At 70.8% G+C, this 25,333-nt stretch carries 29 protein-coding genes; 15 read left to right on the top strand and 14 right to left on the bottom strand.

The genetic code is table 11. From position 1 onward, the window contains the following. Positions 1–44 precede the first annotated feature (44 nt). Positions 45–1,256: an LCP family protein gene (locus OO71_RS25505; RefSeq protein WP_033292419.1), complete on the top strand. Its 1,212-nt coding sequence runs from the start codon at positions 45–47 to the stop codon at positions 1,254–1,256. Between the two features lie 2 nt (positions 1,257–1,258). Here OO71_RS25505 and OO71_RS25500 read toward each other — a convergent pair whose 3' ends face one another. From OO71_RS25500 to OO71_RS25490, 4 genes are all read right to left on the bottom strand, one after another. Continuing rightward, positions 1,259–2,611, bottom strand: a complete 1,353-nt coding sequence (locus OO71_RS25500) for a sensor histidine kinase (RefSeq protein ID WP_033292418.1) — start codon at positions 2,609–2,611, stop codon at positions 1,259–1,261. Continuing rightward, positions 2,608–3,288 carry a response regulator transcription factor gene (locus OO71_RS25495; RefSeq protein WP_033292417.1) on the bottom strand — a complete coding sequence of 227 codons (681 nt, stop codon included), beginning with the start codon at positions 3,286–3,288 and terminating at the stop codon, positions 2,608–2,610. The genes OO71_RS25500 and OO71_RS25495 overlap by 4 nt, the downstream gene beginning before the upstream one ends. 51 nt (positions 3,289–3,339) lie before the next feature. Beyond that, entirely contained in the window at positions 3,340–3,516 is a 177-nt protein-coding gene (locus tag OO71_RS51320; protein WP_169776567.1) for a hypothetical protein, read from the bottom strand. An 88-nt stretch (positions 3,517–3,604) separates the two neighbouring features. Beyond that, positions 3,605–4,000 carry a hypothetical protein gene (locus OO71_RS25490; protein ID WP_033292416.1) on the bottom strand — a complete coding sequence of 132 codons (396 nt, stop codon included), beginning with the start codon at positions 3,998–4,000 and terminating at the stop codon, positions 3,605–3,607. Positions 4,001–4,135: 135 nt separating this feature from the next. On the opposite strand from OO71_RS25490, the gene OO71_RS25485 reads away from it, so the two are divergent. Further along, a complete protein-coding gene (locus OO71_RS25485; RefSeq protein WP_033292415.1) occupies positions 4,136–4,507 on the top strand; it encodes a winged helix-turn-helix transcriptional regulator in 372 nt (123 codons plus the stop codon). Positions 4,508–4,514: 7 nt separating this feature from the next. Here the strand turns inward: OO71_RS25485 and OO71_RS25480 are convergent, their stop codons facing one another. After that, positions 4,515–5,282 (bottom strand): IclR family transcriptional regulator, encoded by a 768-nt coding sequence (locus OO71_RS25480; protein WP_033292414.1) that lies wholly within the window; start codon positions 5,280–5,282, stop codon positions 4,515–4,517. A gap of 157 nt (positions 5,283–5,439) precedes the next feature. Between OO71_RS25480 and OO71_RS25475 the strand changes: the two genes are divergently transcribed. Both OO71_RS25475 and OO71_RS25470 read left to right on the top strand, forming a co-directional pair. After that, the gene (locus OO71_RS25475) at positions 5,440–6,150 is read left to right on the top strand and encodes a CoA transferase subunit A (protein WP_033292413.1); all 711 of its coding nucleotides are present in this window, start codon (positions 5,440–5,442) and stop codon (positions 6,148–6,150) included. Beyond that, on the top strand, positions 6,147–6,776 hold the full coding sequence (locus tag OO71_RS25470) for a CoA transferase subunit B (RefSeq protein ID WP_033292412.1): 630 nt from the start codon (positions 6,147–6,149) through the stop codon (positions 6,774–6,776). Before OO71_RS25475 ends, OO71_RS25470 begins: the two co-directional genes overlap by 4 nt. Before the next feature lie 59 nt (positions 6,777–6,835). Here the strand turns inward: OO71_RS25470 and fahA are convergent, their stop codons facing one another. The 7 genes from fahA to OO71_RS25435 form a co-directional block, all read right to left on the bottom strand. Next, positions 6,836–8,005, bottom strand: coding sequence for a fumarylacetoacetase (gene fahA / locus OO71_RS25465; RefSeq protein ID WP_033292411.1), 1,170 nt, complete (start codon positions 8,003–8,005; stop codon positions 6,836–6,838). Continuing rightward, entirely contained in the window at positions 8,002–8,811 is an 810-nt protein-coding gene (locus OO71_RS25460; protein ID WP_033292410.1) for a hypothetical protein, read from the bottom strand. The genes fahA and OO71_RS25460 overlap by 4 nt, the downstream gene beginning before the upstream one ends. Next, entirely contained in the window at positions 8,808–10,007 is a 1,200-nt protein-coding gene (locus OO71_RS25455) for a homogentisate 1,2-dioxygenase (RefSeq protein WP_033292409.1), read from the bottom strand. The genes OO71_RS25460 and OO71_RS25455 overlap by 4 nt, the downstream gene beginning before the upstream one ends. A gap of 85 nt (positions 10,008–10,092) precedes the next feature. Beyond that, positions 10,093–10,632 carry a MarR family winged helix-turn-helix transcriptional regulator gene (locus OO71_RS25450; RefSeq protein WP_033292523.1) on the bottom strand — a complete coding sequence of 180 codons (540 nt, stop codon included), beginning with the start codon at positions 10,630–10,632 and terminating at the stop codon, positions 10,093–10,095. A 54-nt stretch (positions 10,633–10,686) separates the two neighbouring features. After that, on the bottom strand, positions 10,687–11,457 hold the full coding sequence (locus tag OO71_RS25445; RefSeq protein ID WP_033292408.1) for an oxidoreductase: 771 nt from the start codon (positions 11,455–11,457) through the stop codon (positions 10,687–10,689). 27 nt (positions 11,458–11,484) lie between these two features. Continuing rightward, positions 11,485–12,135, bottom strand: coding sequence for a response regulator (locus tag OO71_RS25440; RefSeq protein WP_033292407.1), 651 nt, complete (start codon positions 12,133–12,135; stop codon positions 11,485–11,487). Next, complete coding sequence (locus OO71_RS25435; protein WP_033292406.1) at positions 12,132–13,346, bottom strand: sensor histidine kinase; 1,215 nt, start codon at positions 13,344–13,346, stop codon at positions 12,132–12,134. Before OO71_RS25435 ends, OO71_RS25440 begins: the two co-directional genes overlap by 4 nt. A gap of 130 nt (positions 13,347–13,476) precedes the next feature. Between OO71_RS25435 and OO71_RS25430 the strand changes: the two genes are divergently transcribed. From OO71_RS25430 to OO71_RS25415, 4 genes are read left to right on the top strand one after another with little or no spacing between them, the layout of a single operon-like run. Next, the gene (locus tag OO71_RS25430) at positions 13,477–14,850 is read left to right on the top strand and encodes an ArnT family glycosyltransferase (protein ID WP_033292405.1); all 1,374 of its coding nucleotides are present in this window, start codon (positions 13,477–13,479) and stop codon (positions 14,848–14,850) included. A 44-nt stretch (positions 14,851–14,894) separates the two neighbouring features. After that, positions 14,895–15,674, top strand: coding sequence for an isocitrate lyase/PEP mutase family protein (locus OO71_RS25425; RefSeq protein ID WP_033292404.1), 780 nt, complete (start codon positions 14,895–14,897; stop codon positions 15,672–15,674). A 9-nt stretch (positions 15,675–15,683) separates the two neighbouring features. Continuing rightward, positions 15,684–16,676 carry an aminotransferase class V-fold PLP-dependent enzyme gene (locus tag OO71_RS25420; protein WP_033292403.1) on the top strand — a complete coding sequence of 331 codons (993 nt, stop codon included), beginning with the start codon at positions 15,684–15,686 and terminating at the stop codon, positions 16,674–16,676. Positions 16,677–16,708: 32 nt separating this feature from the next. After that, entirely contained in the window at positions 16,709–17,359 is a 651-nt protein-coding gene (locus OO71_RS25415) for a hypothetical protein (RefSeq protein WP_156096527.1), read from the top strand. Between the two features lie 12 nt (positions 17,360–17,371). Here the strand turns inward: OO71_RS25415 and OO71_RS50305 are convergent, their stop codons facing one another. Together OO71_RS50305 and OO71_RS25410 are read right to left on the bottom strand one after the other, a co-directional pair. Then, positions 17,372–17,518 (bottom strand): hypothetical protein, encoded by a 147-nt coding sequence (locus OO71_RS50305; protein WP_211260602.1) that lies wholly within the window; start codon positions 17,516–17,518, stop codon positions 17,372–17,374. 53 nt (positions 17,519–17,571) lie between these two features. Beyond that, positions 17,572–18,501: a ferritin-like domain-containing protein gene (locus tag OO71_RS25410; RefSeq protein ID WP_033292521.1), complete on the bottom strand. Its 930-nt coding sequence runs from the start codon at positions 18,499–18,501 to the stop codon at positions 17,572–17,574. A 111-nt stretch (positions 18,502–18,612) separates the two neighbouring features. Between OO71_RS25410 and rimP the strand changes: the two genes are divergently transcribed. The 7 genes from rimP to OO71_RS25375 all read left to right on the top strand — a co-directional run bounded on the left by rimP (position 18,613) and on the right by OO71_RS25375 (position 25,333). Then, positions 18,613–19,146 carry a ribosome maturation factor RimP gene (gene rimP, locus OO71_RS25405; protein ID WP_033292402.1) on the top strand — a complete coding sequence of 178 codons (534 nt, stop codon included), beginning with the start codon at positions 18,613–18,615 and terminating at the stop codon, positions 19,144–19,146. Beyond that, positions 19,143–20,189, top strand: coding sequence for a transcription termination factor NusA (gene nusA, locus OO71_RS25400; protein WP_033292401.1), 1,047 nt, complete (start codon positions 19,143–19,145; stop codon positions 20,187–20,189). Before rimP ends, nusA begins: the two co-directional genes overlap by 4 nt. A gap of 113 nt (positions 20,190–20,302) precedes the next feature. Next, on the top strand, positions 20,303–20,572 hold the full coding sequence (locus OO71_RS25395; RefSeq protein WP_425388703.1) for a YlxR family protein: 270 nt from the start codon (positions 20,303–20,305) through the stop codon (positions 20,570–20,572). An 88-nt stretch (positions 20,573–20,660) separates the two neighbouring features. Then, entirely contained in the window at positions 20,661–23,633 is a 2,973-nt protein-coding gene (gene infB / locus OO71_RS25390) for a translation initiation factor IF-2 (RefSeq protein WP_033292400.1), read from the top strand. Between the two features lie 65 nt (positions 23,634–23,698). Beyond that, entirely contained in the window at positions 23,699–23,992 is a 294-nt protein-coding gene (locus tag OO71_RS25385) for a DUF503 domain-containing protein (protein WP_033292399.1), read from the top strand. Between the two features lie 32 nt (positions 23,993–24,024). Continuing rightward, entirely contained in the window at positions 24,025–24,498 is a 474-nt protein-coding gene (rbfA, locus tag OO71_RS25380; protein WP_033292398.1) for a 30S ribosome-binding factor RbfA, read from the top strand. A 4-nt stretch (positions 24,499–24,502) separates the two neighbouring features. Further along, positions 24,503–25,333 (top strand): alpha/beta hydrolase, encoded by an 831-nt coding sequence (locus OO71_RS25375; protein ID WP_033292397.1) that lies wholly within the window; start codon positions 24,503–24,505, stop codon positions 25,331–25,333.

The raw sequence follows: 25,333 nt of genomic DNA, 5'->3' as shown, positions 1-25,333 counted from the left end.
TACGGGGTCGAAGTCCGTTCCGCGGGGAAGCGAGGGAACCGGCCGTGCTGTTCACGTCCCGGAGCCGCCGAATCGGCGGGCGTGCCGTGCTGGGGGTGGTGTCCACCCTCGTGCTGGCCGCGACCGGGTATGCGTGGTCGCAGCTGCACCGGCTGGACACGGGCCTGGTCACGGCCGACGTCATCGCGCCGTCCGCGCGGGTGCCGGACACGCCCACCGGGCAACCTCTCACCGCCCCGCAGAACATCCTGTTGGTGGGTCTCGATTCGCGCACCGACGCGAACGGCAAGCCGTTGCCCCAGAACGTGCTCGACGAGCTGCATGCTGGCGGCAGCAGCGAGGGCGGCAACACCACCGACACGATGATCCTCGTGCACGTACCGGCAGGCGGTGCGGCTGCCACGGCGATCTCGATCCCGCGGGATTCCTATGTGGACATTCCGGGGTACGGCAAGCACAAGATCAACTCCGCGTACAGCCGTGCGCGGCTCCAGGCGCACGGCAGGCTGCAGCAACAGGGCCTGAGCGGTCCGCAGCTGGAGGTGGCCGCCGATGCCGAGGGCGCGAAGTCCGCGATCGCCGCGGTCGAAAAGCTCACCGGGCTCACCGTCAACCACTACGCGGCGGTGAACCTGGCCGGGTTCTCCGCGCTGAGCCAGGCCGTCGGCGGGGTGCAGGTGTGCCTCAAGGCGCCGGTGCACGATTCGTACTCGGGGGCCGATTTCCCGGCCGGCGTGCAGACCATCTCCGGCGCGCAGGCGCTCGCGTTCGTGCGGCAGCGGCACGAGCTGCCGGGCGGCGACCTGGACCGGATCGCGCGGCAGCAGGCATTTCTGTCCGCGATGGCCCGTTCGGTGCTCGGCTCCGGCACGTTCACCGACCCGGTGCGGCTGTCCGCGCTCATCGACGCGCTGCAGGGCTCGGTCGTCCTCGACCACGGCTGGGACCTGCTGAGTTTCGCGCAGCAGCTGCACGGGCTCAGCTCGGGCTCGATCGGGTTCGTGACGATCCCGGTGCAGAGCCTGTCGCTGTCCACACCCTCCGACGGCGACGCAGTGAAGGTCGACCCGGTGCAGGTCAAGGAGTTCGTGCAGGACCAGATCAGCTCGCCGGGCGTCACGGCTTCCAGCGGTTCGGGCACGGAGCGCCCGCCGTCGAACGGCGTCCGGCCGATCGCGGTGACCTCGGTTCAGGCGCCGCCCAACGGCACCCCGGCGCAACCGAAGGCCACCACCGCGACCGGCTGCGTCAACTGACGTCAGGACAACGGCAGGCCGATGGTGAACGCGGCGCCTCCTTCGGGGGCCGGGCCGGCGGTGAGCGTGCCGCCCATCCGGGTCACGAGGCCGTGCGCCAAGGCCAGCCCGATGCCGGAGCCGACCGGACGGCGGTCGCGGTAGCGGGCGGTCAGTACGCCGCGTTCGAAGGCCACCGGGTAGTCCTCCGGGGCGAGGCCAGGCCCGCCGTCACGTACGGACAGGTGCGCCCGGCCGTCCGCGGTGTCGAGCGCGAACACCATCGGCGCACCCGCGGGCGTCACGCGCAAAGCGTTCTCCGCCAAGCCGTCCACCACCTGGTGCAGGCGCCGGGCGTCCGCGGTGACCAGCACGGGCGTCGACGGGATTTGGGCTGACAGCGGCACATTCTCGCGGGCACACCGCAGCTGCCACACTTCGGCGCAATCGCGGACGAGCGCGGCGAGGTCAAGGGTGCCGAGGTCGAGGCGGAACTCGTCGGCGCCGAGCCGGGCGAGTTCGAGCAGATCGGTGACGAGCCGCTCCAGCCGCTGGGCCTCGCGGTGGATCGTCTCCCCGGCACGGCGGGCATCGGGACCTTCGGCGACGCCGTCGGCGATGGCCTCGGAAAACCCGGTCACCGCGGTCAACGGGGTACGAAGTTCGTGCGACACCGACAGCAGGAATTCCCGTTGCCGTGCTTCGCTGCGGGCAAGGGCGTCGGCGAGTTCGTTGAGGGAACCGGCCACCTGCGCGACCTCCGCCGGACCTTCGACCGGCACCCGGACATCCCGCCGCCCGGCCCGCAGACTCGCGGCCGCCGCTGCCGCCCGGCGAAGCGGACGGCCGAGCAACCGTCCGGAAACATATCCGGCTACGGCGGCCACCAGGAGCCCGATTCCCAGCGCCAGCAAGATGTTTCTCACCAGCGCCCGTTGCGTCGCCTCGCCGCTGCGCGCGGGTTGCACGAGCGCGAACGCGGCCCGCGCACCGACCGAGCGCACCTCCACCAGGTAGTCGACCTTCCCGACGGCAATCCGTGCCGACCGATCCTGCCCGGACGTCAGCCCCGCGCGCTCGGCCGCCCGCACTGCGTCGGCCGAGCCGACGTCCTGCCCGCCCGCGCGGTGCACGACGACCTCGATGCCTTGCCCCCGGACGACATCGGCCACCTTGCCGACCGCGAGCCGGTTGCCGATCCCGGTGTCGCCGAGCTGCCCGGCGACGACGTCAGCCTGGTCGCGCAACGACTGCTGCAGCACCGAATCGGCGGTGGTCCGCACGAGCCGCGACGCGACGAGCCCGGCCACGAGCACCGCGATCCCGGCGACGGCCAGGCACACCACGGTGATCCGGAGCGCGAGCGTGCCCTTCATCCGGCATCCGCCGCATACCCGATGCCCCGCACTGTCCGGATTGGACTGTGCGCGCCGAGTTTTGCCCGCAGCTGAGCCACATGGACGTCCACGGTCCGGGTGCCGGCCGCCGCGGCGTACCCCCAGACCGAGCTGAGCAGCTGGTCGCGGGACAGCACCTGGCCGGGGTGCCGCAGCAGGTGGGCGAGCAGGTCGAACTCGGTGGAAGTGAGCGTGACCTCGGCCTCGCCCGCCCAGACGCGGCGACCGGGTACGTCGATGCGGACGCCGCCGCAGGTCAGCGCCGAGACCGGACCACCGGACGCCCGCCGCAGCACCGTCCGCACGCGCGCGGCGAGCTCGCGCGGGCTGAAGGGTTTGGTGAGGTAGTCGTCGGCGCCGATTTCGAGGCCCAGCAAGCGATCGAGCTCGTCGTCGCGAGCGGTGACGAACAGCACCGGCGTCCAGTCGCCGGCCGCGCGAAGGGCCCGGCAGATCTCGATCCCGTCCATTCCGGACAGTCCGATGTCGAGCACCACGGCGACCGGCCGCAACCGCCGGACCGCCGCGAGCGCGTTCCCGCCGTCCGCCTCGATCGCCACTCCGAACCCGTCGCGCCGCAAATACAGCGCGGCGAGTTCGGCGATCGCGGTCTCGTCCTCCACCACGAGCACGAGACCGCGGCCAGCTGACCCCATCACGGGCTCCCGTTCCTCCGGCCGGCTACGTCGGGGGAAACGGTACGCGGGTCACTGCGACCCGTCGCCCGCCATGTCGCTCTCGACCGAGTCGAGAGTGGACTGGATCCCGTCGAGCTGACTGGTGACCGCAGGGCCGCTGGACGGTGCCGGGTCGCTGTCGCCACAGGCCGCGCAGCCCAGCCCGATGACCGCAACCGCCGCAACCACGGCGGCGAGGCGCTTCACCGCGGGCCTGCCGGTGGCGCCTCGCGACGCGGCTGGCTCTCACCGGCGCGGATCAGCAGCCCCGCCCAATCCGGCCTCCCGGTCCGGCTCACTTGGGGGCCGCCGGTTGACAATGCGCGGCAGTGAACGCGTCCAGCTGCTTCGCCGCATCCGCGACCTGCCCCAGCCGTCCTTGCCGCTTGTCCGCGCGCTTCTGCAGCCGGTCGGCCTGTGCGGCGTGTCCCTTCGTGCGGGCGTCGTCGGCTCGGGCCTTCAGGTTCGCCACCGACCCCGCGACCTCCGGGCCGCCGTTGATCCGGTCGGTCAGCCGCTGGGCCTGTTTGCGCAGTTTCGGCACCCACACCGTGCACACCTGCTGCGCCTCCTGCGGGCTCAGTGTGATGGGACCCTGGTCGGCGGCGGCCAGTGGGGCGGCCACCAGCAACCCCGTGGCGACGCCGCAGGTCGCCAGTGCCAGCCGGCGCGGCCAGCTCGTTCCTCGCATCGTTCCGTCCTCCCGTTCGGTGGTTCCGGGGCCAACCCTCGCGCGCGGGTGTACGAGGGGTGTGGGACGAATGTTCGGGCTTCGTAAGAAGGCCGCGGGGAGTGTTACTCTCTTCGGGAGAGTGAGGAGACCGCCGTGCCGGGAAACCCGTACGACCGCGACTGCCCGACGCGCCAGCTGCTCGACCGGATCGGTGACCAGTGGACGGTGCTGATCGTCGGCGCGCTGGTGGACGGCCCGCTGCGGTTCACCGAGGTCGGCAAGCGCGTGGAGGGCATCTCGCAGAAGGTGCTCACCCAGACGCTGCGCAGCCTGGTCCGCGACGGCATCCTCGTCCGCACGGCGTACCCGGTGATCCCGCCCAAGGTCGAGTACGAGCTCACTCCGCTGGGGCGCAACCTCGCCGAACCGCTGGAGCTGCTCGACATCTGGGCGCGCGGTCACATGGACCAGGTCACCGCCGCGCGGGCGGCCTACGACGCGGAGAACACCCCCGCCGCCTCGTGACCGGCGCTCACGACGGGCTGCGGAGCACGTTCGTGAGCGCGTGCGCCTCCTTCAGCAGCAGAGCGCCGAGTTCGGCACGGCGTTCGGCGCGGAAACGGGACTCCACGCCGGTCAGGGTGAGCGCCCATGCCGGTTCGCCGGACGGCGTGAACACGGCCGCCGCCATGCCCCAGCTGCCTTCGACGACCAGGCCGGGGTTCGTCGAATAGCCATCTTCCCTGGTCCGCGCGATGCGGCCGCGGATCTGGCTTGTGTCGTGCGCCGGACCCCATTCGGCGGTGAGGTCCACTGTGGACAGATACTCGCCGACCTCCCGGTCGGGCAGCATCGACAGCACGACCAGCCCGGCCGACACCACCCCGAGCGGGAACCGCGCGCCCTCGTACAGCACGAAGGACCGGATCGGGAAGTCGCCGTCCTCGCGCACCAGGCACACGGTCTCGTCGCCGCGGCGGGCGGAGAAGAACGCGCTCTCCCCGGTGGCCGCGGCCAGCCGGTGGACACTCGCGCGGGCCTGCTGGGTCACGTCGTACCGCGGCGCCGCGGCTTCGCCGAGCAGGTACAGCTCCGGGCCGAGGTACCAGCGGCCGCTCTGCCGGTCGCGGTCGACATATCCCTCTGCCGCCAATGCCGACAGCAGCCGGTGCACCGTCGGCCGGGCGAGGCCGCAGCGCCGGGCGAGCTGCGAGGTGGACGCGCCGTCCCGGTAGGCGGACAGCGCCCGCAGCGTCGCCGAGACGCGGCCGACGACGTGGTCCGGAGGGGAGCTGGTCATGGCTCCGATGGTACGTCCACTGAGTGAACACCTGATCCGCAGATGTTCGGTCCGCGAGAGATTTCGGGGCGATTTTCGACCCGCCATTGACCTGTTTCCCCTGCACTGGGTTCGATACGGAGACTGACCACTCACCGGACGAAGTGGAGAGGACGCCGTGCCGAAGAAGTACCGCAGCGCCGCGGAGGCCCTTGACGGGGTGCTCGAGGACGGGCTGACGATCGCGGTCGGGGGCTTCGGCCTCACCGGGAACCCGAACGACCTCATCGAGGCGATCCGGGACTCGGGCATCCGCGATCTCACGATCGTCTCGAACAACATGGGCGTGGACGGCCAGGGCCTCGGCATCCTGCTGGAGAACAGTCAGGTACGCCGGGTGGTGGCGTCGTACGTCGGGGAGAACAAGCTGTTCGCGAAGCAGTACCTCGACGGGGTGGTCGAGGTGGAGTTCACGCCGCAGGGCACGCTCGCGGAGCGGATGCGCGCCGGGGGTGCCGGGATTCCGGCGTTCTATACCCGGTCCGGGGTCGGGACGCCGATCGCGGAGGGGAAGCCGCATGCGGAGTTCGACGGGGTGACGTATGTGCAGGAGCGGGCGATCGTGGCCGATCTTTCGCTGGTACACGCCTATACGGCTGATCCGGTGGGGAATCTGGTGTACCGGTTCGCCTCGCGGAACTTCAACCCGCTGGTGGCTACGTGCGGGAAAGTGACCGTGGTCGAGGCTGAGCAGGTGATTTCCGATTATCTCGATCCGGAGTCGGTGGTGACGCCTGGGTTGTATGTGCAGCGGTTGATTCAGGCTACTGCGCGGGAGAAGCAGATCGAGAAGCGCACTGTGCGGGCGCGTGAAGGGGTGTCGGCGTGAGCTGGAGCCGGGATGAGATGGCGGCGATCGGTGCCCGGGAATTGCGGGACGGGGATTATGTGAATCTCGGGATCGGGATTCCCACCCAGGTGGCGAATCATCTGCCACCGGGGGTGCACGTCACATTGCACAGTGAGAACGGGATTTTGGGGTTGGGGCCGTTTCCCTGGGAGGGGGAGGAGGATCCTGATCTCGTCAATGCCGGGAAACAGACGGTGACTTTGCAGCCCGGGGGGAGTTTTTTCGATTCTGCCGAGTCGTTCGCGATGATTCGCGGGGGGCATCTCGACTTGGCCCTGCTGGGGGCGTTGCAGGTCGGGGCCAATGGGGATTTGGCCAACTGGACTGTCCCTGGTGCGTTGGTCAAGGGGATGGGTGGGGCGATGGATCTTGTCGCCGGGGCTCGGCGAGTGGTGGTGTTGACTGATCACGTTGCCAAGGACGGGTCGCCGAAAATCGTTTCCCAGTGCACGTTGCCGTTGACCGGGACCGGGGTGGTGAATCGGATCATCACCGACCTGGCGGTGCTGGACGTTACTCCGGATGGGTTGCGGTTGGTGGAGACCGCGCCGGGAGTGTCGGTGGATGACATCCGCTCCCGCACCGGCGCCCCGATCGCCGCTTGAGTGGTCCGTGAAGGGAACCATGACGGAATAGGATTCCCTCATGGTTCCCTTCACGGACTTCACCGGGCGGGCAGGATGCGGCCGCTGACATCGCCGAAGCTCAGCCGGCTCCCGTTGGCTGCCGGTGCCGAGGCGGTGATGGTGATTTCGTCGTTGTCGTCGAGGAAGGTTTTTGGTTTTCCGTTGATGGTTATGGGGGTTTTGCCGCCCCAGCTCAGTTCCAGGAAAGAGCCTCGTTGGTCTTGGTTCGGGCCGGAGATGGTGCCGGAGCCGTAGAGGTCGCCGGTGCGGGCGGAGGCTCCGTTGATGGTCAGGTGGGCCAGCATTTGGGCGGGGGACCAGTACATTTCCCGGTATGGGGGGTGGGCTACCGGCTGGCCGTTCCAGGTGACAGTGAGGTCGATGTTCAGGCCCCACGGATCCGTTTCCCGGAGGTAGGGCAGGGGTTTCGGGGTGGTTTGGCCGGGTAGGGGGACTCGCGCGTTTTCCAGGGCCAGGATGGGGACTACCCACGGGGATATCGAGGTGGCGAAGCTTTTGCCGAGGTTCGGGCCCAAAGGTACGTATTCCCACGCTTGGATGTCGCGGGCGGACCAGTCGTTCAGGATTACCGCGCCGAATACATGCTGGGCGAAATCGTCGGGGCTGATGGGGGTGTTTGCGGGGGTTCCGGTGCCCACGATGAAGCCCAGTTCCGCTTCGATGTCCAGGCGTTGGCTCGGGCCGAAGACCGGGCCGTTTTCGCCCTTGCGCTGGCCGCTCGGGCGGACGATGTCCCGGCCGGAGACGTACACCGTTCCGGCGCGGCCGTGGTAGGCCACCGGGAGGTGTTTCCAGTTGGGCAGCAACGGTTCTGCGTCTGGGCGGAACAGGCGGCCTACGTTCGAGGCGTGGTGTTCCGAGGCGTAGAAGTCGACGTAATCGGCGACTTCGATGGGGAGGTGCAGGGTGACGTCGTCCACCGCGTGTAGTGCTTCCGCGGGGACGTCGCCGGTGATCAGGTCCTGGATTTGCGCGCGGGCGGCCACCCAGCGGTCGTAGCCCTGCGCCATAAAAGGGTTGAGGGAACCTGCGGCGAAGACCGGGTCGTCCAGTACCGCCGAGAGGTCCAGTACGTGCTCGCCCACCCGCACGCCTGCTCGCGGTGTGCCTCCACCTGCCGAGAAGATGCCGTACGGCAGGTTGTCGACGCCGAAGAGGGAGCCGGGTGGGATGTCGGGCACGGTCATGCGGGGGCTCCGATCAGGCCTAGATCCGTGAGTTCGGTGAGGGGGTCGGTGATGCTGCAGGTGCCGAAGGAGGTGAACTGGGCGCGGGCTGCGGCCAGGCGCTCCGGTGTCAGAGCGGCTACGTGCTTGGCAACGGCGGCGCCATCGCGTTCGGCCAGCAGGTCTACGGCGTCTTCGCCGCGGGTGATCGCTTCGGTGGCCAGGAGCAGGTTCAGGAAACCGTGCTGTTCGAAGCCCGTGGTGGGGTCGGTGTTGCGGATGGCGTGGTGGAGTCCGGCAGTTGCTTTGAAGGGGACACCTGCCTCGACGGCTGCGCGGATTGCGGCGGCCAGTTCGGCCTCATCCGGGTAGTACTCCGCGGAGGTGCCTCCGGTGCGGAACTTGGCCTTGTACGGAGTGCCGGACAGTGCTTGCAGCAAAGGGATCCGGCGGTCGTCGCGCGGGATTTCCACGGCGATCGGGGCCGGGCAATCGGCAATCGAGGACAGGAATTCGCCGACGCCGGAGGGTACGGCGACTTCCAGCATCTCGACTGTCACCGGCAGGTCGGCGACAGTGGCGAGCGCGGGTGCGATGCCGTCGGGGCCGCCGGGGAAGGTGATCGCGAGTGGCAGCGGCGTTTCCCGGCCCCTGACCAGGGTGGCGAGTTCTCCCAGCCCGGACGCGGCGATCACCAGCGGGCCGACCATCTCCGCGTACCAGGCGGCGGTGTGCCGGTCATGGGCGGTGATGGCGTCCGGCAGCGGGGCGAGGCCAGGGGGGAAGACTGCTGCGTCGTCCAACAGGCCGTCGGTCAGCGCGGTCATGACAGCGGCCCCCGGCCTGCCCAGGTCCAGGCGTAGCCGGGGTCCTCGCTGGCGAAGCCGCCTTCGCCGAGTTCCAGGGGGCGGAACGTGTCCACCATGACGGCCAGCTCGTCGAAGAATTCCACGCCCAGCGAACGTTCCACCGCGCCCGGCTGCGGGCCGTGGCTGTGCCCGCCGGGGTGCAGGCTGATCGACCCCTGCGCGATGCCGGAACCCTTGCGGGCCTCGTAGTTTCCGCCGCAGTAGAACATCACCTCGTCGGAGTCCACATTGGAATGGTAGTACGGCACCGGCACCGACAGCGGGTGGTAGTCGACCTTCCGGGGTACGAAATTGCAGATCACGAAGTTGTTGCCCTCGAACACCTGGTGCACGGGCGGCGGCTGGTGCACGCGGCCGGTGATCGGTTCGAAATCCGAGACATTGAACGTGTACGGGTAAAGACAGCCGTCCCAGCCGACCACGTCGAACGGGTGCGTCGGGTACACGTACCTGGTGCCGGTGACGCCACGCGAGCCGCGGTGTTTCACCAGCACCTCGACGTCGGTGCCTTCGGCCAGCAGCGGTTCAGCCGGTCCGTGCAGGTCACGTTCGCAGTACGGCGAGTGCTCCAGCAGCTGGCCGTAGCGCGACAGGTACCGCTTCGGCGGCGCGATGTGCGAGTTCGCCTCGATCACGTAGGCACGCAACGGTTCCGGACCCTTGGGTACCCAGCGGTGGGTGGTCGCGCGGGGGAGGATGACGTAGTCGCCGGTGCGGGCGGGCAGCGCGCCGAACACGGTCTCGACGATCGCCTCGCCGGACTCGACGTACACACATTCGTCGCCGATTGCGTTGCGGTACAACGGCGAAGCCTCACCTGCGGCGACGTAGGAAATCCGCACGTCGCCGTTGCCGAGCACCAGCCGGCGGCCGGTGACGACGTCCGCGCTCTTCCACTCCTGGCCCGCGAACAGGGTGTGCAGCTTCAGGTGCCGCGGCATCAGCGGGCGGTTCTCGGTGAGCGTCTGGTCCGGGAGGTCCCACGGCGTCGCATCGACGATCGCCGACGGCACCCCGCGGTGGTACAGCAGCGACGAATCGGACGAGAAGCCCTCCTCGCCCATCAGCTCCTCGGAGTAGAGCCCGCCTTCGGGGGTGCGGTGCTGGGTGTGCCGCTTCGGCGGGATGCTGCCCGCGCTGCGGTAGTACGCCATGGGTCGCCTCCTTGAAACCAAAGATAGTTAATATGTGAACTACTTTGGGTCCAGCCTAGTCCAGGACGGGAGCGGGTGGAAGGGGTCAGCGGCGGGTGGCGAACCCGGCACGCGCGGTGATGAGCTTGTCCAGCAGCATCACGAGGACCCGCTGCTCGGCCTCGGTGAGCACCTCGACCCAGCCCGCCTCGCGCTCGTTCTGCGCCTCGAACACCTGGAGCATCTCGGCGTGCCCGCCCTCGGTGAGCGAAAGCTGCACCGACCGGCCGTCGCGCGCGGCCGGGGTCCGCGCCAGCAAACCCTCGCCGACCAGGGTTTTCGCCAGGTTCGACACCGCGGCCCGGCTCATCCCGGTGAGCCGGGCGGCCGCGGACGGTTCCATCGGCCCGGCCAGCCACACCACGAAGAGCAGCCGGAACGCCGACCACGAACGTCCGCGCGGCCGGTGCACGGCGGATTCGAAGTCGTAGGTGACGAGGTTCGACGCCCGGTTGAGAGTGAGCAGCACCTCGGTCGCGAGCTGGTGGCGGAACCCGTATTCCTGCGCCAGCCTGCGGTTGGCCAGCGCGACGAACGACCAGAAGTCGAGCGAGTCGGGGTCGGGCGGCGCGACGGGGTCCGGCATGCCGAGCACTGTAGCCGCGCCGCCGGGATAGTCAAACCCGAAACTAGTTCCGGCTCAGACGGTCGGGATGATGCCGCCGTCCACCCGGTACTGCGCGCCGGTCAGCCAGCGCGCCCGGGCGGAGGCGAGGAAGGTGATGAGCTCGGCGGCGTCCTGCGGGGTGCCCGGACGGCCCATCGGCACGTTCAGCCTGTCCACCAGGTCCTGCTGCACCTGTTCGACGGTCACGCCACGGTTCTCGGCCATCTCCCGGTGGTACGCGAGCGCTCCCTCGGTGGCGATGAACCCGGGCAGCACACACACCACGCGCACGCCGAGCGGTCCGATCTCGGCGGCCAGCGACCGGCTGTAGGAGTTCAGCGCCGCCTTCGCCGCCGCGTAGGAAGCCTGCCCGGGGATCGGCGTGTGCGAGGTGATCGACGAGACGTGCACGACGACCCCGTCGTGGCGCTCGACCATCCCCGGGACCAGGTGGCGGTCGAGCCGGACGGCGGCGAGCAGGTTCATGTCCAGGTCCGTGGCCCACGACGAGCCGGGCCGGTCGAGCGCGGCCGCCGGCGGGGTCGTCGAACCGGCGTTGTCGACGAGGATGTCGATGCCCCCGGCGCGCTCGAGCACTTCGCGTGCCAGCGCCGCCGCACCGTCCTCAGTGGACAGATCGGCCCGGATGAACGTCGCGGGAAGGTCTTCGGCAGGGTCGGTTCGCGAAGCGGTGAACACGGTGGCCCCGGCCGCGGCGAAACGGCGTACGGTGGCTTCCCCCAGCCCGCGGCTGCCCCCGGTGACCAGCACCCGGCGTCCGGACAATCCCTCGTCGGCGGTCATGGCCGCAGGCTAGCGAGGAGCGCGCGGTCACCGTCCGACGAGGCCCGCTTCGTGCGCGAAAAGCCCGGCTTGCGTCCTGTTCGTGCACCCGAGCTTGACCAGCATCCGCGACACGTAACTCTTCACCGTCGCCTCGGCCAGGTGCAGCCGGGCCGCGATGTCCGCATTGGACAGTCCTTCGCCAAGACAGGCCAGCACGTCGCGTTCGCGCTCGGTCAGTTCCGCAGTGCGGCGACGGGCTTCGTCGTCGCGCCGGTGCGCGTCGGACGACAACGCGACCAGCCGTCGTGCGGCCGAGGGCGACAGCACGGTGTGCCCGTCCGCGGCGACGCGCACGAGGCCGATCAAGTCCTCCGGCGGCGTCGATTTCACCAGGAATCCCGAAGCGCCTGCCCGGAGCGCGCGGAGGACGTACGTGTCCGCATCGAACGTCGTGAGCGCCACGACCACCGGCGGTTCCGGCAGCGCACAGATCCGTTCGATCGCGGTGAGCCCGTCGACGCCCGGCATCCGCAGGTCCATCAACACGACCGCGGGCCGGTGCCGGATGACCTCCTCGACCGCCTCCGCGCCGTCCTGCGCCTGCGCGACCACCTCGATGTCGCCCGCCGAGCCGAGGATCGTGCGCAGGTGCGCGCACACCATCGGCTCGTCGTCGGCCACCACGACCGTGATCACCGTGCCGCACCCTCCGTGGTCGGGACGTAGGCGGGCAGTATGGCACCGACCCGGAACCCGCCGCCCGGCGCCGCACCCGCTTCGAAAGTCCCGCCGACGAGTTCCACCCGCTGCCGCAGCCCGCTCAGCCCCGCTCCGGAGCCGCTGCCCGCGAGCGCCGGATCGGGCGGCCGGGCCGCGCGGGTGTTGGTGACGGTCACGTCGAGCCCGCCGGGGTGGTACCGCAGCGAAACCGCGGCCGAGCAGCCCGGCGCGTGCTTTCGGATGTTGGTGAGCGCTTCCTGTACCACCCGGTACGCGGTGCGGGCGACGGTCGGCGACACCGACGTCCGGTCGCCGGTCACCGAAAGCTCCGTCGCGACACCGACGGCCGTCGACTCCGCCACCAGGTCCGAGACATCCGTGGGCTGCGGCGGGCTCGGCTCCGGCGGTTCGGCCCCCGGGCCGTTCCGCAGCACGCCGACGAGGTCGCGCAGTTCGTCGAGCGCGTGCGCGCCCTCGCGCCGGATGTCCTCGGCCGCGGTCCGCACGGCCGGATCGGCGGACGTCACGCCGAGCGCTCCGGCATGCAGCACCATCAGGCTGAGCCGGTGGGTGACCACGTCGTGCATTTCCCCGGCCAGCCGGCGGCGTTCCTCCGCACGGGCCTGTTCGGCGAGCAGAAGCTGCTCGCGTTCCGCGCGGTCGGCCCGGTCCCGCAACGACCGCAGCAGCTGCCGCCGGGCCTCGAAATACAGCGAGATCGCCACCGGCAGCGCGGTGCTCAGCAGGCCGAACGGCGTCGTGTTCCAGGCCGGGTTCCACGGTCGCGTGGCCAGCAGCGCGAGGATTCCGGCAATCCACAGCAGCCGCCGCCGGTCCACCCGGCAGACGAGCTGCGCCAGCACCACCGGCGTGATCGTCGGCACCGTCATCAGCGTCGGCTGTTCGGTGGGGACGAGCAGGCCGGGGGAGACGAGGTCGGACGCAAGCATCGCCGCGGACACCACGATCAGCAGCCCGGCGACGACAGTCGGGTACCGCGGCAGCAGCAGGAGCGACAGGTCACAGCTAAGTTCCAGGACGAGCAGCGCGTTCGGCCCGAGGAACCCGGTGGTGGGCCCGGCGGCGAGGAAGAGCCCGACGTCGAGACAGGCGAAGGCGAGCGTGGCGGCCGCGAGCCAGATCCAGTCGGCGGGCCGCGGCCAGACGGATCCGGTCACCCCGGACACGGTATCCGCTCGTCCCGTGCCACCCGGCTCGATTACCACCGAAAGTTGTCGCCTTGATCGGCTTTGGTCGGTGGAGGACGCTACCGATCACGCTTACGCCACGCGGTCCCGCTGCGGTGCACTCGACCCCATGATGATCGAGGGGACCGCGCCGCCGTTCGCCCGGCTGCCGGTGCTGGCGGTCGCCGCGGCGGTCGCGGCGGTGCTGGTGGCGATGAGCATGCGGGATGCGCACGGGTTCGACGAGCTGTATTTCCTGGTGGCCGGTCGAGATCACCTGAGCTGGGGGTATTTCGACCAGCCACCGCTGGTCCCGCTGCTGGCCGGCACGCTCGACCGGTGGTTTCCCGGGTCGCTGCTCGCGTTCCGGCTGCCGATGGCGCTCGCCGCGGCAGCCGGGGCGGTGGTGACCGCACTGATCGCTCGCGAGCTGGGTGGCGGCCGTGGAGCGCAGGTGATGGCGGCTGGCGGGTACGCGACTTCGGGGCTGGTGATCATCAGTCACTGGGTTGCCACGTACGCGCTGGACCCGTTTTTCTGGACCCTTGTGGTGTTCTTGCTCGTGCGCTGGACCCGCACCCGGCGCGACGGCCTGCTCGGGTGGGCCGGAGTGGTCACCGCGGTGTCGCTGCAGACGAAGTTCCTGATCCCGGCGCTGTGGGGCGCGGTCCTGGTTTCGGCGCTCGTACTCGGTCCACGAGACCTCGTGCGGCGCCCGAAACTGTGGCTGGGCGCGTTGATTGCGGTGGTGGCCACGGTGCCCGCGCTCGTCTGGCAGGCCACGCACGGCTGGGCGTACACGCGGATGGGCGAGGTGGTCGCGGCGGAGTTCCCGGGGTACCTCAGTTTCGCGCGGGACGGCTTGCTCGGCGCAGGCATCGGGGTGGGCGTTCTCGCGCTGCTGTACGGGATGTGGCGGCTGCTGCGGTCTTCGGACGTTCGCTACCTGGCGGTGGCGTTGTTGCTGGTCGTGGTGGTGATCGTGCTGACGCACGGCCGCGCGTACTACTTGATGAGCCTGTACGCGCTGCCGTTCGCCGCGGCCGCGACGGAGCTGTCGCGGCGGAATCTGGTGCGCTGGTGGAAGATCCCGGTCGGGATCGCGTTCGTCTTGTCGGCCGCGGTCACCGTGGCCGGGCTCGGCACCGCGTTCGCCGCGGGAGAGACGGCGCAGCGGCAGGTGGCCGACGGCGTCGAGAAGGCCTACCTTGCGCTCCCGGAACCAGTGCGCCGTCAGACCACGGTGTACGCGGAGATCTACCCCTTCGCCGCGGCCGTCGAGTACTACTGCGGACCTTGTTCTGTCTACAGTGGACACCGAGGGTACTGGTATTTCGGCCACCCACCGGATTCCGCACGGAACGCGCTCTTCGTGGGCTTCGACCCGGCGCTGCTGCGGCCGTACTTCTCCTCGGTGACCGAGGTGGTACCGGGCCTGATGTGGCTGTACACCGGGCGTAACCAGCCCTGGGAAGCGATCTGGCCGGAAATACAACGGCAGTGACGCTTCGGCGGCCACCGAAACGTCAGCCTCGTACGGTGACAGCCATGACCTCCTTCGCCGCCCTGCACGTGCCTGGCCGACCGCTGTTACTTCCGAACGTCTGGGAGTTCGGCTTCGCCGCTTCGCTCGCCGCGGCGGGCTACCCGGCTGTCGGCACCACGAGCCTCGGCGTGTCCGCAGCCGCCGGGCTTGCCGATGGCGCACCGGCTTCGCGCGCCGCGACCGTCGCGCTGGCCCGGACGCTCGCGCCCCTTGACTTGCTGGTCAGCGTCGACATTGCCGACGGCTTCAGCACCGATCCGGCAGCCGTCGCCGACCTGGTCGCCGAGCTCGCCGAAGCCGGTGCCGTGGGGGTGAACCTCGAAGACAGCCGCGCTGACGGCACTCTCGTACCCCTCGACGTCCAGCTCACCTTGCTGCAGACGGTGCGCGAGCGGGTCCCGGGCATCTTCCTCAACGCCCGCACGGACACGCAGTGGCTCGGCGCCGGGCCGGTCAGCGAGACAATCACCCGAGCCCGGATGTACGCCGATGTGGGCGCCGACGGCGTGTTCGTACCCGGTCTCGCCGAACCCGCGGACGTGACAGCGCTCGTCGAAGCCGTCGAGGTGCCGGTGAATCTCCTTTACCTGCCAGGCAAAGTGACGTTATCCGGCTTGGCTTCCCTTGGCGTGGCAAGGGTGAGCCTCGGTTCGACGCCGTATCGGGTGTCCCTTGCCGCTGCGCTGGCCACAGTGGACGCCGTCCAGAACGATGCCGAACTGCCGCTGGCTCCGCCGTCCTACGGCAATGTCGTGGCGCTGCTTCCGGAGCATTCCTCGTAGCCTGGCGGCATGACCTTCGCCGTTCCCGCCGGATACCTCAACACGCCCAGCATCGGAATCCCGCCGGCCCCCGTCGCGGACGCGGTCGCAGCGGCGGTCGAGCAATGGCGCGGCGGGCAGGCGACGCCGTCTGGCTTCGATGCGTCCGTCGCCCGGTCTCGTGCCGGATTCGCGCAGCTGGCCGGGGTCCCGGTGGAGCGGGTGGCGATCGGCGCGTCGGTGTCACAGCTGGTGGCGAACGTCGCGGGCGGGCTGAAGCCGGGTGCGCGCGTGCTGGCAGCGGAGGGCGATTTCACCAGCGTCACGTTCCCGTTTGCGCAGCTCACCGACGTCACCGAGGTACAGCTGGGCAAACTGGCGGACCACGTCGAAGGTCACGACCTCGTCGCGGTCAGCCTGGTGCAGTCCGCCGACGGCGCCATCCTGGACACGGCCGCCCTGCGCGCCGCCGCCGAGGCCGCGGACGTCCCCGTGCTCCTCGACGTCACCCAGGCCGCCGGCTGGCTGCCGCTCGACGTCGAGTGGGCGGACTGGATCGTCTGCGCCGGTTACAAATGGCTGTTCTCCCCGCGTGGCTGCGCCTGGCTCGCCGTGCATCCGCGAGCCGCCGAGCGGACCCGCCCGGTCGCCGCGAACTGGTACGCCGGCGACGATCCGTGGTCCACGGTGTACGGAATGCCACTGCGGCTGGCCGGGGACGCGCGCGCGTTCGACCTGTCGCCGGTCTGGCTGTCGCACATCGGCGCCGCGGAAGCCTTCGCCCACCTGGCGTCCCTCGACCTCGCGGCGGTGCGCGAGCACAATGTGGGGCTGGCGGATTCCCTGCTCAGGGCGGTCGGGCTCGAACCGCGGGGGAGCGCCATCGTGTCGCTGGCGGCCGATCCCGCGCGGGTCGCCGGAGCCGGGGTGGTGGCGAGCGTCCGCAACGGGCGGGTGCGCGTCGGTTTCCACCTCTACAACGGGCCTGACGACGTCGAACGCGTTCTCCGTGCATTCGGCTGAGCCTCCCCGAAGCGGTGAACTACGGTGTTCGGGTGGCCAACCCGCACTTCACCCCCGGCCCCTCGGACACCGCCCCGCTGGCGCCGGTGCCCGGCGGGCCGACCCGTCCGCCCGGCAACCGTGCCCTGCTGCTGCGCGGCGCCGGGCTCGTGGCGATCGCCGTGGTGGCCGGGCTCGTCTGGTTCCTGATCCGGCACGACAGCACCCCGGACCAGCCCGTCGCCCGGCCGGCGGAGACCAAGCCGGCGTTCGACTTCAAGCTCGTCGAAGGCCCGGCCAAGGCCACCGACTGCGCCGCCAACGCCTACTCCGGGGCGAAGAAGTACTTCCAGGACAACCCGTGCACCTCGCTCTCGCGGGCGTTGTACACGGTGCAGTCGGGCGACGCGAAGGCGCTGGTGTCGGTGGTGCTGGTGACGATGCCGAGCGCGGAGAAGGCCACCGAACTCAAGCAGCTCACCGACCGCGACGGCACCGGCAACGTAAGCGACCTGGTCCGCGACGGCACCTACCACGAATCCGGCGCACCGAAGCTGAGCGGCGAACAGGCAGACTACGAATCCCAGACCTCGGGCGCGGACGTCACCCTCGTGCTGACCGACTTCTACGGCGGTCACCGCGATCCCCAGCTGCTCAACCGCATCGCCAAGAACGCGCTCAAGCTGTCCGGCAACCTCCGCTGACCCTGATTGGCGTCAGGTGGGTAGCGCGACCGCAGTGGGTTTCTTGCCCGCTTCCTGCCGCGAGGGCGTGCCTCGTCGCGGGGCCGCGGTGGTGGCTTTGGCGCTCGCCACGAGCGAAGCAGCCGACGCGGTGTCCGTGACCGGCTTCGCCGGGAACACATTGAAATTATCCAGCAAACTCCGCTGAACCGGTTAGCTTCAGCCGGGTTGACTCAGCCAGCCTGACCAGGCAGCGCAACCGCAGCGGGCTTTTCGCCCGCTTCCTGCCGCCAAGGCGTCCCTCGTCGCGCAGCCGCCACCAGGGCCTGCACCGCCATCTGCCGTAACCCGGCGTCGTCGGTATGGGTAACCACGCCCAGCCACGCGGCCGCCGTGTCACCCTCGGCGCTCGCCACCAGCGAAGCGGCCGACGCGGTATCCGTAACAGGCTTAGGCGGCACGTACGCGGCTTCGGGCGCGACAGGCGTTGCGGAAGCCGTGCTGATCATCTGCGTGACCGCGTCGCGGCGCGCGGTGTGTTCGGCCCGCCCAGACTTGAGCGCGTCCCCGAAATCGCCCGGAAGGAACGCCGTCACGAGCCCGTACACCCACAGCGCGGCGTGCTCGGCGGCGAGCGCCTTCTGCAGCGGGTCGACGGCTTCCTGCGCCACCGTTCCCGAAGGCGCGGCCACTGGCTTCGCGTCCTCGCCCGGACCCAGCTGTGGCGCGATCCGTTGCAGGCCCGCGCATCCCGCGGCCACCGAAGCGACCAGCCCCGCCCGGTACGCGGGCAGCGCGGGCACCATGTCCTCCGCCTGCTTGCGCGCAGCCGCCAGCCGGTCCTTGAACCCGCCGAAATCGGCCGGGGCAGGCGGGACCGAGGGCGTCGAAACCGGCCGGTTCAGCCGGTCGACCTCGGCCTTCAGCGCGGCCGCCTGCGCTGCGCGCGCGTCGGCGAGCTGGCCCGCCGCATCCCCGCCTGCAGGGAGCTTCCGGGCTGCGGCGGCGTCCGCTTCCGCCATCGCCAGCAGCGGCGCGAGGGGGTCGGGACTTTCGTCGTAACCACCCGAGCAGGCGGCGAGCACGGCAGGGACACCCAGAGCACCCAAGGCACCCAGGCGCAGCACCCCGCGCCGGGAGAGGTCGGTCGATCGTGCGGTCACGTCGGCCCATCCTGCCAGGCCCGCCGACGGCACCGCCGCTCGCGCGTCCCCGCGGGTGCGCAGGATAAGCTTGACCTTCACCGACCATCCGGCCGAACAGGAGTGCTCCACGTGACCGACGAACTCGCCAGCCGGCTGCAGCCGATCGTGGCCGCAGCCGTCACGACCGCGGGTTTCGACCTCGACTCGCTCGAGGTCCAGCGAGCCGGAAGGCGCCAGCTGGTGAAGGTCGTCGTCGACTCCGACGACGGGGTCGGGCTGGACGAGGTGGCCGAGGTCAGCCGCACCGTCTCGGCCGCCCTCGACGAGAACGAGCACGTGCTGGCGAGCGCCTACACGCTGGAGGTCACCTCCCCGGGACTGGACCGGCCGCTCACGCAGCAGCGGCACTGGCGCCGCGCGCGGTACCGGCTGGTCAAGATCACCCCGGTCGAAGGTTCCGCGTACCTCGCGCGGGTCGGGCACGCCGGAAAGCAGCGCGTGCGGGTGCTGGCCGAGGGCCGGATCAAGGACGTGCACTACCAGTCCGTGGCCAAGGCGGTCGTGGAGGTCGAGTTCAAGCAGCCCCCTGCCGACGACCTCAAGGTGCTGGCGGACGACGCCGACCACACTGCTGCCGCGACGGAGAAGGAGGAGTCGAAGTGAACGTGGACATCGCCGCGCTGCGGGCGATCGAACGGGACAAGGACATCCCCTTCGACACGGTCATCGAGGCCATCGAGACCGCGCTGCTCACCGCGTACAAGCACACCGAAGGCCACCAGCCGCACGCCCGCATCGACATCGACCGCAAGACCGGGCTCGTCCGGGTCCTCGCGCACACCCTCACGCCCGAGGGCGAGGTCGACGAGGAGTGGGACGACACCCCCGAGGGCTTCGGCCGGATCGCCGCCACCACCGCGCGCCAGGTCATCCTGCAGCGGCTGCGCGACGCCGAGCACGAGAAGACCTTCGGCGAGTTCTCCGCGAAGGAGGGCGAGATCGTCGCCGGGATCGTGCAGCGTGACGCGCGGGCCAACGCCCGCGGCATGGTCGTGATCCAGGTCGGCGGAACCGAAGGCGTGCTGCCGCAGGCCGAGCAGGTCGCGGGGGAGTCCTACGAGCACGGCACCCGGATCAAGGCGTTCGTCTTCGGGGTGTCGCGCAGCAACCGCGGCCCGCAGATCATGCTGTCGCGCTCGCATCCGAACCTGGTGCGCAAGCTCTTCGCGCTCGAGGTACCCGAGATTGCCGACGGCACGGTCGAAATCGCCGCCGTCGCGCGTGAGCCGGGGCACCGGTCCAAGATCGCGGTGCGCTCCACCGTGCCGGGCGTCAACGCGAAGGGCGCCTGCATCGGCCCGATGGGCGCGCGCGTGCGCAACGTGATGAGCGAGCTGGCCGGCGAGAAGATCGACATCATCGACTGGTCCGAGGATCCGGCGCGGTTCGTCGGGAATGCCTTGTCGCCGGCGAAGGTTGTGTCCGTCCGTGTCGTGGACGAACGCGCGAAGACGGCCCGGGTCGTGGTGCCGGACTTCCAGCTGTCGCTCGCCATCGGCAAGGAGGGCCAGAACGCGCGGCTCGCGGCCCGGCTCACCGGCTGGCGCATCGACATCCGCAGCGACGCCGCCCCCGCCGAACCGCAGAGTGAGCAAGACCACGCCGGCCAGGCGCGGCCCGCCGCGGCAACCGGTTCGGCCGACTGAAGGTGCAGGCGCTAGACTCGACGAAGGTTCAAGACCCGCGACGGGCCATCTCCGACCTCCAGCGTCACCGGCACCTCCCGGTACGCACCTGTGTCGGCTGCCGGAAGCGGGCCTTGGCCGGCGAACTGCTGCGCGTGGTCGCGGTGGACGGGCGGCTCGCCGTCGACGAAGGTCGGCGGCTGCCGGGCCGGGGTGCGTGGCTGCACCCCGGGCCGCACTGCCTGGCCAGGGCCGAGCGGAAGCGGGCGTTCCCGAGGGCCCTCCGGGCTGCGGGCGCGCTCGACGCCGCGAGGCTGCACGAGCACGCGGCATTCGCCGCCGACATCGGTTCCGGGACGTTCCCGGGGCCGCGGGAAACAAGGAAGCAGGTCGACCCGTCATGAGTCAGCCGTGAAGCTGAAGCCATGAACGCGCGACGATAAGGACGAGGTCAGCGGGTCACCGCCTGGCCTCCCCTAGATGAGGAGAGCTGTGCCAGGCAAGGCCCGTGTCCACGAGCTCGCAAAGGAGCTCGGTATCACCAGCAAAGAAGTTCTCGCGAAGCTCAAGGAGCAGGGCGAGTTCGTGAAGTCCGCGTCGTCCACCGTCGAGGCGCCCGTCGCCCGCCGGCTGCGCGACGCGTACCCCGCCAAGGGCGGCAAGAAGCCCACGCCGGGACCTCGGCCCGCTCCGGCGCCGCCGTCCGGCGGCAGCACGCCCCGGCCCCCGCAGCAGAACGCGGCGCCGCAGGCTCCCGCCCAGCAGCAAGGGAAACCGGCGCCGCAGGCCGCGAAGCCGGCCGGCCCGGGTGGCCGTCCCGGCCCGGGACCGCGTCCCGGACCGCGCCCGCCCGCGCCGTCCCCTGCGCAGCAGGTCCCCGCGGCGAAGGCCGAGCCCGCTGCACCGGCCGCTCCGGCCGCTTCGGCCGCGCCCAAACCGGCGCCGAAGCAGCAGGACTCGTCGGCAGGCTCGGTCGTGCCCCCGAAGCCGCAGGGCCCCAAGCCCAGCGGCCCGAAGCCCGGTCCGCGCACCCCGCGGGTCGGCAACAACCCGTTCGGCGTCGGCTCCGGTGCCCCGGCCCCGCGTCCGCCCGCCCCGCGTCCCGGCGGTGGCCAGGGCGGCGGCGGTGACCGGCCGCCGCGGCCCGGTGGTGGCGGCGACCGGCCTGCCCCGCGTCCCGGCGGTGGCGCCGGCGGCAACCGGCCCAGCCCGGGCAACATGCCCCCGCGGCCGAACCCCGGCATGATGCCGGGCCGGACCGCCCGTCCGGCCGGTCCTGGCGGTCCCGGTGGCCGTGGTGGCCCCGGCGGCGGTCGTGGCGGACCCGGTGGTGGCGGCGGCCGTCCCGGTGGTGGCGGCGGCGGTTTCCGCGGCGGTCCCGGTGGTGGCGGCGGTGGCGGCGGTTTCCGTCCCGGTGGCGGCGGCGGAGGCGGTGGCTTCCGCGGTGGTCCCGGTGGCGGTGGCGGTGGCGCCCCGGCCGGTGGCGGCGGCGGTTTCCGCGGTGGCGGCGGCGGTCGTGGCGGCCCCGGTGGCCGCGGCGGCACGGCCGGTGCCTTCGGCCGTCCCGGTGGACCCTCGCGCAAGGGCCGCAAGTCGAAGCGGCAGAAGCGCCAGGAGTACATGGACAACATGCAGGCGCCCAGCGTCGGCGGCGTCCGCCTGCCCAAGGGCCAGGGCGAGACGATCCGGCTGCCGCGCGGTGCCTCGCTCACCGACTTCGCCGAGAAGATCGACGCCAACCCGGCTTCGCTGGTGCAGGTGCTCTTCCACCTCGGCGAGATGGTCACGGCAACGCAGTCGGTGTCCGACGACATCCTCGAGCTGCTCGGCGGCGAGATGAACTACGTCGTCCAGGTCGTCTCCCCCGAGGAGGAGGACCGCGAGCTGCTCGAAACCTTCGACATCACCTACGGTGAGGACGAAGGCGGCGAGGAAGCCCTGCAGGTCCGCCCGCCGGTCGTGACGATCATGGGTCACGTCGACCACGGTAAGACCCGGTTGCTGGACACGATCCGCAAGACGAAGGTCCGCGAGAGCGAGGCCGGCGGCATCACCCAGCACATCGGTGCCTACCAGATCGAGACCGAGCTCGAGGGCACCCCGCGGCTGATCACCTTCATCGACACCCCGGGTCACGAGGCGTTCACCGCCATGCGTGCCCGAGGCGCGAACTCCACGGACATCGCGGTGATCGTGGTGGCCGCCGACGACGGCGTCATGCCGCAGACGGTGGAGGCGATCAACCACGCGCAGGCCGCCAAGGCCCCGATCGTGGTCGCGATCAACAAGATCGACAAGGAGGGCGCGAACCCGGACAAGATCCGGCAGCAGCTCACCGAGTACAACCTCATCGCCGAGGAGTACGGCGGCGACACGATGTTCGTCGAGATCTCCGCACGGGAGAACATCAACATCGACGGGCTGCTCGAGGCGATCCTGCTGACCGCGGACGCCGCGCTGGACCTCCGGGCCAACCCGGACATGGAGGCCCAGGGTGTCGCGATCGAGGCACACCTCGACCGCGGCCGCGGCCCGGTGGCCACGGTGCTGGTGCAGCGCGGCACGCTCCGGGTCGGCGACTCGGTCGTGGCGGGCGACGCGTACGGCCGCGTCCGCCGGATGGTCGACGAGCACAACGAGGACGTCACGGAGGCCCTGCCCTCGCGTCCGGTCCAGGTCATCGGGTTCACCTCGGTACCGGGCGCGGGCGACACCTTCCTGGTGGTCGACGAGGACCGCGTCGCCCGGCAGATCGCCGAGCGCCGCTCCGCGCGCACCCGCAACGCGCTCAACGCGTCGCGGCGCAAGCGGGTCAGCCTCGAGGACCTCGACTCCGCCCTGAAGGAGACGAGCAGCCTCAACCTGATCATCAAGGGTGACAACTCGGGTACGGTCGAGGCGCTCGAGGCGGCACTGCTGCAGCTGGACGTCGGCGAAGAGGTCGAGCTGCACGTGGTCCACCGCGGCGTCGGTGGCGTCACCGAATCGGACATCGACCTGGCGACCGCGTCCGACGCGATCGTGCTCGGGTTCAACGTCCGGGCACAGGGCAAGGCGACCGAGCGGGCCGCCCGCGAGGGCGTCGACGTCCGCTACTACACGGTCATCTACCAGGCGATCGACGAGATCGAGCAGGCTCTGAAGGGCATGCTCAAGCCGGAGTACGAAGAGGTCGAGCTGGGCCGCGCCGAGGTCCGCGAGGTCTTCAAGTCCTCCAAGATCGGCACGATCGCCGGTTGCCTCGTCGTGTCGGGCGAGATCCGCCGCAACGCCAAGGCCCGCCTCCTGCGCGACGGCGCCGTCGTCGCACAGAACCTGCCGGTCGGCTCGCTGCGGCGGTTCAAGGACGACGTGGTCGAGGTCCGGGAAGGGTACGAGTGCGGCCTCACGCTGGGCTCGTACAGCGACATCAAGGTCGACGACGTGATCGAGACCTACGAACAGCGGGAGAAGCCCCGTGCGTGAGTGACCGGTCCGGGGTGCTTTTCACGGGCACCCCGGACCGCTCTCGCGGCACAACTTCGCTGCCTATGTTTGTCGGAGCCCTGGAGCTCGACCTGTTGCTCGACGACGTGCATTCGCTCAAGCAGAAGCGATCCGTGGTGCGCCCGGTGGTGGCCGAGCTGCGGAAGCGGTTCGACGTGTCCGTCGCCGAGGCGGGCCACCTCGACCTGCACCGGCGCGCGCTCATCGGCGTCGCCGCGGTCGCTGCCGGTGGCGAGCACGTCCGGGACGTGCTCGACTCGTGCGAGCGATTCGTGGCCGGCCGCCCGGAGTTCGCGCTGCTGTCCGCGCGGCGCCGGCTGCTCGGCCCCGACGACTAGAACCACGGAAACATCCGAAGGAGACCACAGCCATGGCCGATCCCGCTCGAGCCCGCAAGCTCGCCAAGCGGATCTCGCAGATCGTGGCCTCGGCGATCGAACACGACGTCAAGGACCCGCGGCTGGGAGCGGTGACCATCACCGACGCCCGCGTCACCGCGGACCTGCACGACGCCACGGTGTACTACACGGTGCTCGGCGAAAGCATCGACGCCGCACCGGATTTCGCGAGCGCCGCAGCCGCGCTGGAAGCCGCACGCGGAGTCCTGCGCACCAAGGTGGGGCAGGGCACCGGAGTCCGCTACACGCCCACGCTCACCTTCGTCGCGGACAGCGTCCCGGACGACGCCCGCCGCATCGAGGAACTGCTCGCGAAGGCCCGCGAGGCCGACGCGGAGGTGGCCCGCCAGGCCACCGGCGCCCAGCACGCGGGCGAGCCAGACCCGTACAAGGCCCCTCGTGCCGAGGACGACGAGGAGCCCGCAGAAGAGGAGACGCGCGGCTGAAGCGATGCGGTGGAGTCCCGGTGTCACGCGACGCGGAGTGCTGCTCGGCAGTGCCGCGGCGGTCCTCTCCGCCTGCTCCGGGCGCTCCGCCCCGGTGGCTCCGCCGTCCGCGCCTGCCCCGCCCTCCCGCCCGCCGGCCCTGACCGCACCGGTCACGATCACCCGGCAGCACTCCGCCGCCCGCGGCCGCGAGGTCGACGTCGTGCTCGTCGTGCCCGAAGGCGTCCCCAGTACCGGCTTGCCGGTCTGCGCCGCCCTGCACGGCCGCGGCTCGACCGCGCGCACGTTCCTGGATCTCGGCCTGCCCGCGGCCCTCACCGCCGCGGTGCGGTCCGGGGTACCGCCGTTCGCGGTCGCCGCAGTCGACGGCTCGCACTACTGGATCCCCGACGGCGCCGACGATCCGCACCGCATGCTCACTGACGAACTCCCCGGCTGGCTCGCCTCCGCCGGACTCCGCCCGATGACCGGCGCGATGGGCATCTCGATGGGCGGCTTCGGCGCGTTGAACCTGGCCCGGCGTCGCCGCGATGTGACCGCGGTGGCCACCTGCAGCGCAGCCCTGTTCCGCACCTGGCCGGAAGCCCGCGCCCGGCACATCTTCCCGTCACGGGACGAGTGGGCGGCCGTGGAACCGTTGCAGCACCTGACCGATCTCCCGGCGACCGGCCTCGGCGTGTGGTGCGGCGCGAGCGACCCGTTCGCGGCGGCCAACCGGAAACTGATCGAGGGGGCGCATCCGGAGGAAGCGCGGGTTTCCCCGGGTGGACACACGGGGGAGTACTGGCGGAGCATCCTGCCGGAGGTGCTGCGGTTCCTGGGTCCGCGGCTGTGA

The organism is Amycolatopsis jejuensis (genome assembly GCF_000717335.1).
In the GTDB taxonomy this organism is placed as follows: Bacteria; Actinomycetota; Actinomycetes; order Mycobacteriales; family Pseudonocardiaceae; genus Amycolatopsis; species Amycolatopsis jejuensis.
The sequence above is the reverse complement of the archived record's forward strand: the minus strand, read 5'-3'. Positions and strand labels throughout refer to the sequence as shown.

What these genes read in the sequence shown, in the direction of transcription:
- OO71_RS25500 (WP_033292418.1), bottom strand. Translation starts at nt 2,611, where the DNA reads ATGAAGGGCACGCTCGCGCTCCGGATCACCGTGGTGTGCCTGGCCGTC.
- OO71_RS25495 (WP_033292417.1), bottom strand. Translation starts at nt 3,288, where the DNA reads ATGGGGTCAGCTGGCCGCGGTCTCGTGCTCGTGGTGGAGGACGAGACC.
- OO71_RS25490 (WP_033292416.1), bottom strand. Translation starts at nt 4,000, where the DNA reads ATGCGAGGAACGAGCTGGCCGCGCCGGCTGGCACTGGCGACCTGCGGC.
- OO71_RS25480 (WP_033292414.1), bottom strand. Translation starts at nt 5,282, where the DNA reads ATGACCAGCTCCCCTCCGGACCACGTCGTCGGCCGCGTCTCGGCGACG.
- fahA (WP_033292411.1), bottom strand. Translation starts at nt 8,005, where the DNA reads ATGACCGTGCCCGACATCCCACCCGGCTCCCTCTTCGGCGTCGACAAC.
- OO71_RS25460 (WP_033292410.1), bottom strand. Translation starts at nt 8,811, where the DNA reads ATGACCGCGCTGACCGACGGCCTGTTGGACGACGCAGCAGTCTTCCCC.
- OO71_RS25455 (WP_033292409.1), bottom strand. Translation starts at nt 10,007, where the DNA reads ATGGCGTACTACCGCAGCGCGGGCAGCATCCCGCCGAAGCGGCACACC.
- OO71_RS25450 (WP_033292523.1), bottom strand. Translation starts at nt 10,632, where the DNA reads ATGCCGGACCCCGTCGCGCCGCCCGACCCCGACTCGCTCGACTTCTGG.
- OO71_RS25445 (WP_033292408.1), bottom strand. Translation starts at nt 11,457, where the DNA reads ATGACCGCCGACGAGGGATTGTCCGGACGCCGGGTGCTGGTCACCGGG.
- OO71_RS25430 (WP_033292405.1), top strand. Translation starts at nt 13,477, where the DNA reads ATGATGATCGAGGGGACCGCGCCGCCGTTCGCCCGGCTGCCGGTGCTG.
- OO71_RS25425 (WP_033292404.1), top strand. Translation starts at nt 14,895, where the DNA reads ATGACCTCCTTCGCCGCCCTGCACGTGCCTGGCCGACCGCTGTTACTT.
- OO71_RS25420 (WP_033292403.1), top strand. Translation starts at nt 15,684, where the DNA reads ATGACCTTCGCCGTTCCCGCCGGATACCTCAACACGCCCAGCATCGGA.
- OO71_RS25385 (WP_033292399.1), top strand. Translation starts at nt 23,699, where the DNA reads ATGTTTGTCGGAGCCCTGGAGCTCGACCTGTTGCTCGACGACGTGCAT.
- rbfA (WP_033292398.1), top strand. Translation starts at nt 24,025, where the DNA reads ATGGCCGATCCCGCTCGAGCCCGCAAGCTCGCCAAGCGGATCTCGCAG.
- OO71_RS25375 (WP_033292397.1), top strand. Translation starts at nt 24,503, where the DNA reads ATGCGGTGGAGTCCCGGTGTCACGCGACGCGGAGTGCTGCTCGGCAGT.